Below are 11,247 nucleotides of genomic sequence, written 5' to 3' on the forward strand. Positions count from 1 at the left end.
TAGCTGCGCTGAATAGGCGTCTCAACTTCTAGAACTTGGGTCGGGGTGGCGGGATTTGAACCCACGGCCTCTTCGTCCCGAACGAAGCGCGCTACCAAGCTGCGCCACACCCCGCCTGAAGCCACGACAGCGTATCGCACCGACCCAGCGATTCGCCAAAGTGGATTGAGTGCCCACTGCCGTGGCGGGCATCGGTGCTTTGCGGGTCACATCCGACCCGGTCTGCGGACTTACACCACAGTTCGGCGTGGAATAAGCGGGATGTCGGCGACCTTAAATACACTAACTACCGCACGGTCGGTGCAATGGAAGCGAGGGAATCATGACGGTCTTAGGCGCCGTGGTGTTCGGTGGATTCCTGGCCTTGGGAGTGCTTTGGCTGCTGGTTACCGCTCCGGGCAGCGACGTTGATGTGGCCTGGGATGAATCCCAGTGGCCCGAGCAGTCGAACTCGGTCAGAGCCGGGGCGGGTGCGGATGTGTCGAGTTCTTGGGTCTTGACCCACTCGTCGCAGAAGTAGGTGTCGGTGTAGCGGTTGCTCCTGTCGGCGAGCAGTGTCTCCACCGAACTGGGACCCGGGCCGGTGGGCTCAACGCGCTGAATATGTCGGCTGCGACCGGCCCAGATCGCTGTGCGAATCGCGGCCGCCGATCGGTGACGCAATTAAAGTCAGCAGAGTGGCTTCGGGCCGGCAGCAGAACCGCACCGGCGCAAACGGCGACGTGCCAATCCCGGCGGAGACGTGCAATCGCATGGTGGCACCCCACCGCGACGGGCCCTTAGCGCGGGACCGGTCCAGACCCGAGTTGGTCACCACGGCCCCATAAAACGGCAAGCACAGCTGTCCGCCGTGGGTGTGGCCGGCCATCACCAGCTGATAGCCGTCGGCGGCGAAGCGGTCCAGCACCCTGGGTTCCGGCGAATGGGTCAGCCCCAGCCGCAGGTTGGCAGCCGGACTGGCCGGCCCCGCGATCGCCTCGTAGCGATCCCGCGCAATGTGCGGGTCGTCCACGCCTGCGGCCGCGATGTGCAGTCCGGCCGCCTCGAATTCGCGACGGTTGTGGGTCAGATCCAGCCAGCCGCGCTCGGTGAACGCCGCCCGCAGATCCTGCCAGGGCAGCGGCTGACCGTGCACGCGATGACCCGGGTTCGTCGCGTAGTTCAGCGGGTTCTTTGGACGTGGTCCGAAGTAGTCGTTGCTGCCGAAAACGAAAATGCCTGGCAGCGAAAGCAGCTCGCTCAAGCTCTGGATGACCGCGGGCACCGCCTTGGGGTGCGCCAGATTGTCGCCGGTGTCGACGACCAGGTCAGGCTCTAGGCCGACGAGTTCGCGTAGCCACGCCTGCTTGCGGCGCTGACCGGGCCGCATGTGAATGTCGCTGATGTGCAACACCCGCAGCGGCGACGAACCCGGCGTCAGCACGGGCATTGTCAGCTCTCGCACCACAAACGCATTGCGTTCGATGATCGAGGCGTAGCCGATCCCGGCGACGGCCGATCCGAGCGCAATGGCGCCGGTAGTTTTCAGAACGGAAATAGCGGACGGCATGCAGGCCACCCTACTGCCGTATGCGGCCCGACATCCGGCCACACGCCACCAGACCGCCTATGGCGGCGGCCCACCGGGCGGGGGCGGCGCCAGAATCGGGATCGTGATCGGCGGCAGACCCGGGATCTGGATGACTTGTGAGCCCACCGGCACCGGAACACCTGGGACACCTGGGCCACCTGCTGGCGGCGGGGGCGGCGCCGGCGGGATGCCGTTACTGGTTTGAATCGTGACGACCGCACCCGGGATCGTCTGGCCATTGGGTGAGCTCCCGACCACCTCGCCGTACTTCGCGCTGCTGTTGACCGAGGCGGGCTGCTCTGCGACCTGGAAACCAGCATCCTTGAGGCGCTGGCGGGCGGCGTCGACGTCGAGACCTGCCACGCTCGGCACCCGAGACCCGGGGCCACCTTCGACGTACTCCGGGTCAGTCGGCGGCAGGTGTATATCGCCGAATTTAGTGGCGATCGGTTTCATCGCGGTGAACCAGGTGCGGGCCGGCTCGTTACCGCCGTACAGGTTCCCGTCGCCACAGCGGCGAAGGGGTGACGAGCACAGGTCTGACGGCGAAGTCGAATCGTCGTAGATGTAGTTGGCCGCGGCGTATTGGTTGGTGAAGCCGACAAAGCCGGATGACCGGTGTGCCTCGGTGGTGCCGGTCTTGCCGGACACCGGCAGATTCCACCCCGCCGCACCGGCAGACCCCGATGCGGTGCCGCCCCCCTGCGCGTCCTTGCTCATCGCATTGGCGAGTGTGTTGGCCAGCCCTTCGGGTACCGCCTGGTCGCATGCCTCAGTGGTGACGGCGACTTGGTTGCCGTTGCGATCGATAAGCTTGTCGATGGGGTTCGGTGGGCACCACGTCCCGCCAGAGGCCAGTGTTGCCGCGACATTCGACAGTTCCAGCGCGTTCAGCTGGAACGGGCCCAGTGTGAACGAACCGATGTTCTGCCGCTTGATGAAGTCGGCCAGGCTCTCGTTGCTATCGGGGTCGTAATCGCGGGCGCTGCCGGGATCGGCGTAGGACCGCATTCCGAGCTTGATCGCCATATCGACCGCGCGCGGTACTCCTACCAGCTGGATCAGTCTGGCGAATGCGGTGTTGGGCGAGGTAGCCAGCGCATCGGTCACATTCATCGAACCGCGGTAGTTGCCGGCGTTGATGACGCACCATGTCTCCTTTGGGCAGCCCTTAGCGCCGCCGTTCCCCATGCCTTTGGTCTGAAACCTGCCCGGCACATCGAGTGTGGCGTTGATGCCCATCCCCATTTGCATCGCCGCGGCGGTGGTGAAGATCTTGAAAATCGATCCCGCGCCGTCACCGACCATGGAGAACGGCTGCGGTCGCATGGTCTCGCCGGCCTCGCTGTCCAAGCCGTACGTGCGGTTGCTGGCCATCGCCACCACTTTGTGCGCGTTCTTACCCGGCCTGATCACGCTCATCACGCTGGCAATGCCCTGAAGGGTGGGGCTGGCGTAGGTGTCGATTGCGTGCTTGACCGGCTCCTGCACGTCGGGGTCCAGCGTGGTGCGGATCAAGTAACCGCCCCGGGCGACCTGTTCCTTGCTAATGCCGGCGCGGGCCAAGTAGGCCTGCACGTAGTCGCAGAAGAAAGCGCGATCGCCCGCTGCGATACAGCCGCGCGGTAGCTCCTTGGGCTGCGGCAGGATGCCCAACGGCTCAGCTTTGGCGGCGCGCAGCGCATCGGCCTCGTTGGGCAGGTTTTCGATCATGGTGTCCAGGACGAGGTTTCGCCGCGCCAGCGCTCCGTCCGGGTTGGTGTAGGGATTCAGTGCGCTGGTCGACTGGACCAGCCCGGCCAGCAGGGCTGCCTGCTGCCAGCTCAGCTCGGACGCGTCGACACCGAAGTACGTTTGCGCCGCGTCCTGCACGCCGAAGGCGTTGTTACCGAAGGACACCAGATTCAGGTAGCGGGTCAGGATCTCCGGCTTGGTGAAGGTCTTGTCGAGGGTTAGCGCCATCCGGATCTCGCGCAGTTTGCGCGCCGGCGTGGTTTCGATGGCGGCGCGTTTTTCTGCGTCGGTCTGCGCGATTACCAGCAATTGATAGTTTTTCACGTACTGCTGCTCGATCGTCGAGCCACCGCGGGTGTCGACGTCGCCCGAGGCGTAGCCGGCCAGACCGGTCAGGGTGCCTTTCCAGTCGACGCCGTTGTGCTCGGCAAACCGCTTGTCTTCGATCGAGACGATTGCCAGCTTCATGGTGTTGGCAATCTTGTCGGTGGGTACCTCGAACCGGCGCTGCGAGTACAGCCAGGCAATCGTGTTGCCCTTTGCGTCGACCATCGTGGTCACCGCCGGGACCTCGCCCTCGAGCAATTGCGCCGAGGCGTTGCCGACGACTTCGGAGGCCCGGTTGGAGACCAGCCCGACGCCGCCGACCGCGGGGAACAGCAGGGCCGCGACGACGACGCTGGCCAACAGACAACACCCGACGAGCTTGGCGACAATGGTCGCAGTCGGGGGGCGCTCCGGCATGGCTACTAGACTAGCGGCGCTGCGGCGCAAGTTGCCCGGAGAGGTATTTAGGCGGTATGTTCTCCCTGGTCGCCGCTCAGGTTCCTCTCAGCCGCAGCTCAGGGGCATTTCAGCCCTCGCTTCGGCCCATTTCAGGGGCACTTTCATGATCGGACTGCACGGTCGTCCCAAAAAGGGGGTATGAGACTGTTGCGTAATTGGTACCTGACCACGTAGCTTATGCACACAGTGAGATACAGGTAACACCGAGGTGCAGAGTGTGGCGCAGATCGCATCAGCGGTCTGGATCCCCCACACGGAGCCGCCGCACGGGTGGCAGGAGCGAAGGGGAATCGCTGATGTCAGGTACACGGCCCGCGGTGCGCAAGACGAGCGCAGCACCCACAGGCAACATCCTTTATCAAGCTGATGCCGAGTCGAGGATCGCCTGGGTCTCCAAGGCGCTGTGTCGGGCAGCTGACCCCGACGAGCTGTTCGTCCGGGGGGCCGCGCAACGCAAGGCTGCGGTGATCTGCAGGCACTGCCCGGTGATGCTGGAGTGCGGCGCTGACGCGCTGGACAACCGTGTCGAGTTCGGTGTGTGGGGCGGCATGACCGAACGCCAGCGACGGGCGCTACTCAAACAACATCCCGAGGTGGTGTCCTGGGCAGAGTTCTTCGCTGCGCAGCGCAAGCATCGCAGCGTTGGCTAAGTAGCCGGGCGACTAGCCCATCGCCGACCGAAACCTGATTGGTCGGCTCCTCAGCCGACCGTTGCCCGACCCGCATCGTCGCCGACCGAAGTCATCTGGTCTGCGATCGCACGCAACGCCTCCAGATCGGAGACGTCGAACGGCAGCGATGGCACCCCGACAATCGCGACATGGGGATTGGCGCCGGTAAACCGGGACAACAGCCGGATCTCGCGCTTGGAAGTCGCCGCGCGGTCAGCGTGGATCTGTAGAACGGCCCATGCCAAGGCCTTCGTGCCCGGTGCATCGGTGGCTTCCGGCTCACCTTCGAGGGTCTTGGCTCCGTCAATGGCGCGCTCAACCGGCAACGAACACAACATCGGATGGGTTCGGTTCAGGATGAGGCCGGCCAGCGGCATGCGTTCCTCGGAAAGCCGGTCGACGAAGAACGACGCCTCCCTCAGCGCATCCGGCTCGGCCGCCGACACCACCACGAACTGGGTACCGCGGCGCTTCAACAACGCATAGGTCCGGTCCGCCTTCTCCCGGAAGCCGCCGAATGTGGCATCTAGCGATTGCACGAAACCCGCAGCTTCGGAGAGCATCTGCGAACCGAGGACCGTTGACAGTGCCTTCATCGCCAGGCCAACTGCGCCGGTGACGAGCCGCCCGATCCCACGCCCGGGTCCCAACAGCAGCCGCCATAACCGGCTATCCATGAAGCTGCCCAACCGTTTTGGCGCATCGAGGAAGTCCAGCGCATTGCGCGACGGCGGGGTATCCACCACCACCAGATCCCAGCGATCCTCGCTCAGCAGCTGGCCGAGCTTCTCCATCGCCATGTATTCCTGGGTGCCGGCCAGCGACGTCGCGACAGTTTGATAGAACTGGTTGTCCAAAATCGCCTGCGCCCGATCGGGTCCCGAATACTGGATCACCATCTCGTCGAACGTGCGGCGCATATCGAGCATCATCGCGAACAGCTGGCCGGGCACCTCCGGAGCCAGCGGTACGCGTTGCGGGGAATTGCCCAGGTCGCTGATTCCCAATGCTTGTGCCAGCCGCTTAGCCGGGTCAATCGTCAAAACCACCACCGTGCGGCCGTATTCGGCTGCGCGCAGCGCCATCGCGGCGGCGGCGGTGGTCTTTCCGACCCCGCCCGCACCGCAGCACACCACCACACGATTCGAGGTATCAGTCAGAATCGAGGCGATATCTAGGGTCGGCGGTGTGGCACTCATCGAACCCCCTGCTGCGCAAGGGATTCAGAAAGTTCGTAAAGGCTGCCCAGGTCGACGCCGTCGGCGATGGTCGGTAGCTCGAGGCGCGGCACGTTCAGCTCGTCGAGCTGCTCTGCAGTTGCAGCTCGCGCGGTCATCCGGGTGGCGTGCTGGATGGTCTCGGTCAGCAAACCCGCGAAGTCGGCATCGTGCAGCTTGATACCGGCGGCGGCCAGGCCGGAACGCACCGCGTCGGCATCTACATCGCCCTCAGCGGCTTTGGCGAGATCGTCGGGCTCCAGGTAGGCGGCGATATTGCGGTTGACGATCACGCTGCCGATGGGCAGGCCCAGTCCCTGCAACTCGTCGATTGCCTCCATCGTCTCTTGCATCGGCAGCGCCTCCAAGAGGGTCACCAGGTGGATGGCCGTTTGATCCGAGTGCAGGATCTTCACCACACCTTCGGCCTGCGAGTACACCGGGCCGCCCTTGGCGAGATCGGACACCGCCCTGGTGACGTCCAAAAAGCGCGCGATGCGTCCGGTCGGCGGCGCGTCGACGATGACCGCGTCGTAAACCGGCAGCTTGTCCTTGCCGACGCGGATCACTGATTCCTTGATCTTGCCGGTGAGCAAAACGTCGCGCAGGCCTGGCGCGATCGTCGTTGCGAACTCGATCGCCCCGATGCGTCCCATCGCCCGGCCTGCGAGGCCGAGGTTGTAGAACATGTCGAGGTATTCCAGGAACGCGGCTTCGATGTCGATCGCCAGCGCGTTGACCTGGCCGCCATGTTCGGCAGTCGCGATCTTGAGCTCTTTGTAGGGCAACGGCGGCACGTCGAAGAGTTGCGCAATGCCTTGGCGCCCTTCGACTTCGACGATCAAGACCTTCCGCCCACCAGACGCGAGAGTCAGCGCGAGCGCGGCGGCCACCGTCGACTTGCCGGTACCGCCTTTGCCGGTAACGAAGTGCAGACGGGCCTTCGACAATCGCGATGGCCAGCGCACGGTGCTGCCGCCGCTCGGTGTGGTCGCCACCAGTGCATGCTAACTACACTGCCCGGCCCCTCCTCGCGCTGCTCCGCTGCGCGCATCGTCGCCGGGCGCCAGAGACGTCGACGCTGCTGCCGATAAGCTCGGGTTATGAGCCAACCGACCGCGTGGGAGTACGCCACGGTCCCCCTGTTGACGCACGCCACCAAACAGATCCTCGACCAGTGGGGTGCCGACGGCTGGGAGCTGGTTGCCGTGCTGCCCGGACCGACCGGCGAGCAGCACGTCGCATATCTGAAACGCCCGAAATGAGTGTGTCTGCCCGACTCGTGGAGCTGGGGATCGAGCTCCCTGAACTGGCGAAGCCGTTGGCCTCCTACGTTCCGGCGGTGCGCAGCGGCAACCTGGTCTACACGTCGGGACAGTTGCCGATACAGGCCGGCGAACTGGCTGCGACCGGCAAGATCGGAGCCGACGTCACCCCCGAGCAGGGCAACGAACTGGCTCGGATCTGCGCGCTCAACGCGCTGGCTGCCGTCGATTCGCTGGTGGGCATCGACGCGGTAACCAAAGTGGTCAAGGTGGTCGGATTCGTCGCGTCCGCACCTGGATTCAACGGCCAGCCGGGCGTGGTCAACGGCGCATCGAATCTGCTTGCCGCGGTGTTCGGCGATCACGGCAGCCACGCCCGTTCGGCCGTCGGCGTATCCGAATTGCCATTGGACTCACCGGTGGAGGTCGAACTCGTGGTGGAGGTCGGCTAACGACCGTGACCGACGCCGCTGAATCGCTGACACACCCCGCGTACGGCCGGCTGCGTCCGGTCACCGATACCGCATCGGTGCTGCTGGCCAACAATCCCGGCTTGATGACGCTGGACGGCACCAACACCTGGGTGCTACGCGGACCAGGCAGCGACGAGGTGGTGGTGGTCGATCCCGGCCCCGACAACGACGAGCACATCGCGGAAATCGCAGGCCTGGGCCGCATCGCCCTGGTGCTGATCAGCCATCGGCACGGCGACCACACCGATGCGATCGACAAGCTGGTCGACCTGACCGGCGCACCGGTGCGCTCGGCGGGCAGCGGATTCTTACGCGGCCTCAGCGCTGAGCTGACCGACGGTGAAGTGATCGACGCTGCGGGCCTGCGGATCACGGTATTGGCCACGCCGGGCCACACCGCCGATTCGCTGTCGTTCGTTCTCGACGACGCCGTGCTGACAGCGGACACAGTGTTGGGTCGCGGAACGACCGTCATCGACACCGAAGACGGCAGCCTGGCCGCCTACCTCGAGTCGCTGCACCGGCTGCGCGGGCTGGGCCAGCGAACAGTGCTACCCGGCCACGGGCCGGACCTGGCCAATCTGGAAGCTGTGGCGTCGGGATACCTGGCGCACCGGGAGCAGCGGCTGGAACAAGTGCGCTTGGCACTACGTGCTCTCGGCGATGACGCCACCGTGCGCCAAGTCGTCGAGCACGTCTACGTCGACGTCGACGAGGAGCTGTGGGACGTCGCGGAATGGTCGGTGCAGGCGCAGCTGGACTATCTACGTCGCTGAGCCGGCAATTAGCGCGCGCGCCTGGCTAGCCTCTCCGAGTCCGAGATCAGCACGCTCTTGCCCTCCAGGCGAATCCAGCCCCGGTGGGCGAAGTCGGCCAGCGCCTTGTTCACCGTCTCACGGGACGCGCCGACGAGCTGGGCGATCTCCTCCTGCGTCAGGTCATGGGTGACCCGCATCGCGCCACCCTCCTGGGTGCCGAAACGCTGGGCCAGCTGAAGCAGCTGCTTGGCGACGCGGCCCGGTACGTCGGTGAAGATGAGGTCGGCGAGGTTGTTGTTCGTGCGTCGCAGCCGGCGGGCGAGCACCCGCAGGAGCTGCTCGGCGATTTCGGGTCGATCCGCGATCCACGCCCGCAACGCATCGCGATCCATCGACACCGCGCGCACCTCGGTGATTGTGGTGGCGCTGGAGGTCCGGGGTCCGGGATCGAAGATCGACAGCTCACCGAACATGTCGGACGGACCCATGATGGTCAGTAGATTCTCCCGACCGTCCGGTGAACGACGGCCGATCTTGACCTTTCCGGAAATGATGATGTAGAGCCGATCGCCCGGCTCGCCCTCCGCGAAAACCGTATGTCCGCGGGGGAAGTCGACGGGCTGTAGTTGTTTGGTCAGCGCGGCGACGGCGCTAGGCTCAACCCCCTGGAAGATTCCGGCCCTCGCCAGGATCTCGTCCACGTTGCCCCTTAGCTATTCAAATGATTCCGGTAAGCACAGGCCGCGTGGCCCGGGTCGATTGCCCGGCCGATCGCAGTCTAGAGGTCAGCCATCAACTCGACGTGCCAACGCTACACACGATTGGCATGCTGAGGCGGGCCAAATTGCCGATTCGCCTGTGAATGGTTATTCCGCCGTGTTGGTGAGCCGGGATGTTGAGCGGCGGAAATAAAGGCGGCCATCAGCAACGGATCTGTCACCGGCTCGGCGTCACCGGGTCGATGGGGCGATTCGTCGCTTACGCGGCCCATACGGCGGTGCAGGCTCTCTAAAGCCTCAGGCATTCCCTCCCGCGCCAATGTGCGCACGTCGATAGGCTCGGCCTGCTCGAGAAATTCCGCGACATCGCTCGCCGTAACGGTGTCCTTTTCCAGGCCCGCTTCCAGCCGCTCGAGCCCGAAAGTCGCCAGCATCAGCAACCCCGGGATGAATGCCACGAGCAACCAAGACACAAGCCGTAAGTAAACACGGCTAAGGTCTCAGCGGGATCACGAATTAGTACTCTGTCGAGGGTGATAGTGGGCAAACCTTCTGGTGCAGCCGCCCAAGTGTCCGGTGCTGCCGACGCCGGCGTCGCCCGCCGCTGGTCTTCAGAAACCCGATTGGGTTTGGTGCGACGAGCTCGCCGCATGAATCGTAAACTCGGACAAGCGTTTCCACATGTGTACTGCGAGTTGAATTTCACCACACCGTTGGAGCTGACGGTGGCGACGATCTTATCGGCGCAAAGCACGGACAAGCAGGTGAATCTCACCACCCCGGCGCTGTTCGCCCGCTACCGCACGGCGGTTGACTACGCACAGGCAGACCGCGAAGAACTTGAAGCCCTGATTCGCCCCACCGGCTTCTACCGGAACAAAGCGGCGTCACTGATCGGCCTGGGCCAAGCATTGGTCGAGCGGTTCGACGGCGAGGTGCCGGCCACCATGGACGAACTCGTGACGCTGCCCGGGGTGGGACGCAAGACCGCCAACGTCATCCTGGGCAACGCATTCGGTGTTCCGGGGATCACCGTCGACACCCATTTCGGGCGGCTGGTTCGGCGCTGGCGCTGGACGGCCGAGGAGGATCCGGTCAAGGTCGAGCATGCGGTAGGCGAACTCATCGAACGCAACCAATGGACCGTGCTGAGCCACCGGGTGATCTTCCACGGTCGCCGGGTGTGCCACGCCCGCAAACCGGCATGCGGGGTTTGCGTGTTGGCCAAGGACTGTCCCTCATTCGGGACGGGGCCCACCGAGCCGCTGATCGCCGCCGCCCTGGTGCAGGGTCCGGAAACCGAGCATCTCCTGGCGTTGGCCGGGTTGTAGCAGGCCATTGACGACATTCACCCAACGAACCACCCGCTGGACCGTCGCGGTCCTGGCGGTGGTCGCTGCGTTGCTGGTGGCGTTGCTGGTTGAGCTGCGTCATGACTCCCACTCGTCGACCGCCCCGTCGACCGGCGCTGGCCGCGAGCATCGCGACGCCGACACCCCGGCCGTCCTGGCCGGACCGCGGCAGCGTGCCCGCCTCGCGCCATGTCCGCATCCACGTGCCGAGCCCGGTCCGCCGGCGTTGCGCGGTGTGACGGCGGAATGCGCGGCCGACGGCTCGGTCGTTGACGTCGGCCCGGCATTGGCCGGGCAGCGCGTGGTTCTCAACTTATGGGCGTATTGGTGTGCACCCTGCGCGGCCGAACTTCCTGCGATGGCCGAGTATCAACGACGGGTTGGGCCGAACGTGATGGTGGTGACGGTGCATCAGGACGAGAATGAGACGGCCGCCTTGCTGCGGTTGGCCGAGCTGGGTGTCCGACTGCCGACTCTGCAGGACGGTAGCCGTCGAGTCGCGGCGGCGCTGGGGGTGCCAAATGTGATGCCCGCGACAGTAGTGCTGGGCTCGGACGGTAGCGTTGCGCAGACGCTGCCGCGCGCTTTCGCTAGTGCCGACGACATCGCAACTGCGCTCGGAGATCAGACGCGATGACGCACGGCGATGATGCGGCCGCGGAGGGGCGCGGGGGACGAGTCGGGCAATTTGGACGAAGGAGA

Annotated in this window: 13 protein-coding genes and 1 tRNA gene; 7 read left to right on the forward strand and 7 right to left on the reverse strand. The window is 65.1% G+C overall.

The genetic code is table 11. The features are described from left to right. Positions 1 to 40 precede the first annotated feature (40 nt). A tRNA-Pro gene (locus tag VEI45_RS24615) sits at positions 41 to 114 on the reverse strand. A 208-nt stretch (positions 115 to 322) separates the two neighbouring features. On the opposite strand from VEI45_RS24615, the gene VEI45_RS24620 reads away from it, so the two are divergent. Next, positions 323 to 520, forward strand: coding sequence for a hypothetical protein (locus VEI45_RS24620; RefSeq protein ID WP_324857147.1), 198 nt, complete (start codon positions 323 to 325; stop codon positions 518 to 520). 69 nt (positions 521 to 589) lie between these two features. Here VEI45_RS24620 and VEI45_RS24625 read toward each other — a convergent pair whose 3' ends face one another. Then, entirely contained in the window at positions 590 to 1,549 is a 960-nt protein-coding gene (locus VEI45_RS24625; protein WP_324857149.1) for a metallophosphoesterase, read from the reverse strand. Positions 1,550 to 1,606: 57 nt separating this feature from the next. Beyond that, complete coding sequence (gene ponA2 / locus VEI45_RS24630; protein WP_324857151.1) at positions 1,607 to 4,048, reverse strand: transglycosylase/D,D-transpeptidase PonA2; 2,442 nt, start codon at positions 4,046 to 4,048, stop codon at positions 1,607 to 1,609. Positions 4,049 to 4,386: 338 nt separating this feature from the next. On the opposite strand from ponA2, the gene VEI45_RS24635 reads away from it, so the two are divergent. Beyond that, the gene (locus VEI45_RS24635) at positions 4,387 to 4,740 is read left to right on the forward strand and encodes a WhiB family transcriptional regulator (protein WP_324857153.1); all 354 of its coding nucleotides are present in this window, start codon (positions 4,387 to 4,389) and stop codon (positions 4,738 to 4,740) included. 50 nt (positions 4,741 to 4,790) lie between these two features. On the opposite strand, the gene VEI45_RS24640 is transcribed toward VEI45_RS24635, so the two are convergent. After that, complete coding sequence (locus tag VEI45_RS24640; RefSeq protein WP_324857155.1) at positions 4,791 to 5,960, reverse strand: ArsA family ATPase; 1,170 nt, start codon at positions 5,958 to 5,960, stop codon at positions 4,791 to 4,793. Beyond that, positions 5,957 to 6,979 carry an ArsA family ATPase gene (locus VEI45_RS24645; protein WP_324857217.1) on the reverse strand — a complete coding sequence of 341 codons (1,023 nt, stop codon included), beginning with the start codon at positions 6,977 to 6,979 and terminating at the stop codon, positions 5,957 to 5,959. Before VEI45_RS24645 ends, VEI45_RS24640 begins: the two co-directional genes overlap by 4 nt. A 102-nt stretch (positions 6,980 to 7,081) precedes the next feature. On the opposite strand from VEI45_RS24645, the gene VEI45_RS24650 reads away from it, so the two are divergent. The 3 genes from VEI45_RS24650 to VEI45_RS24660 are packed head-to-tail and all read left to right on the forward strand — an operon-like array spanning position 7,082 to position 8,492. Next, the gene (locus VEI45_RS24650; RefSeq protein WP_090350112.1) at positions 7,082 to 7,243 is read left to right on the forward strand and encodes a DUF4177 domain-containing protein; all 162 of its coding nucleotides are present in this window, start codon (positions 7,082 to 7,084) and stop codon (positions 7,241 to 7,243) included. Then, positions 7,240 to 7,695 (forward strand): RidA family protein, encoded by a 456-nt coding sequence (locus VEI45_RS24655; protein WP_324857158.1) that lies wholly within the window; start codon positions 7,240 to 7,242, stop codon positions 7,693 to 7,695. The genes VEI45_RS24650 and VEI45_RS24655 overlap by 4 nt, the downstream gene beginning before the upstream one ends. 5 nt (positions 7,696 to 7,700) lie before the next feature. After that, a complete protein-coding gene (locus tag VEI45_RS24660) occupies positions 7,701 to 8,492 on the forward strand; it encodes an MBL fold metallo-hydrolase (protein WP_324857160.1) in 792 nt (263 codons plus the stop codon). Positions 8,493 to 8,500: 8 nt separating this feature from the next. On the opposite strand, the gene crp is transcribed toward VEI45_RS24660, so the two are convergent. Together crp and VEI45_RS24670 are read right to left on the reverse strand one after the other, a co-directional pair. Then, a complete protein-coding gene (gene crp / locus VEI45_RS24665) occupies positions 8,501 to 9,175 on the reverse strand; it encodes a cAMP-activated global transcriptional regulator CRP (RefSeq protein WP_023368605.1) in 675 nt (224 codons plus the stop codon). A gap of 110 nt (positions 9,176 to 9,285) precedes the next feature. Next, a complete protein-coding gene (locus VEI45_RS24670; protein WP_324857219.1) occupies positions 9,286 to 9,627 on the reverse strand; it encodes a hypothetical protein in 342 nt (113 codons plus the stop codon). 216 nt (positions 9,628 to 9,843) lie between these two features. On the opposite strand from VEI45_RS24670, the gene nth reads away from it, so the two are divergent. Then, positions 9,844 to 10,524: an endonuclease III gene (gene nth, locus VEI45_RS24675; protein WP_324857167.1), complete on the forward strand. Its 681-nt coding sequence runs from the start codon at positions 9,844 to 9,846 to the stop codon at positions 10,522 to 10,524. Between the two features lie 7 nt (positions 10,525 to 10,531). Then, a complete protein-coding gene (locus VEI45_RS24680) occupies positions 10,532 to 11,182 on the forward strand; it encodes a TlpA disulfide reductase family protein (protein WP_324857169.1) in 651 nt (216 codons plus the stop codon). Positions 11,183 to 11,247 lie beyond the last annotated feature (65 nt).

Origin of the sequence: Mycobacterium sp. (genome assembly GCF_035623875.1) — a bacterium.
Classification (GTDB): domain Bacteria; phylum Actinomycetota; class Actinomycetes; order Mycobacteriales; family Mycobacteriaceae; genus Mycobacterium.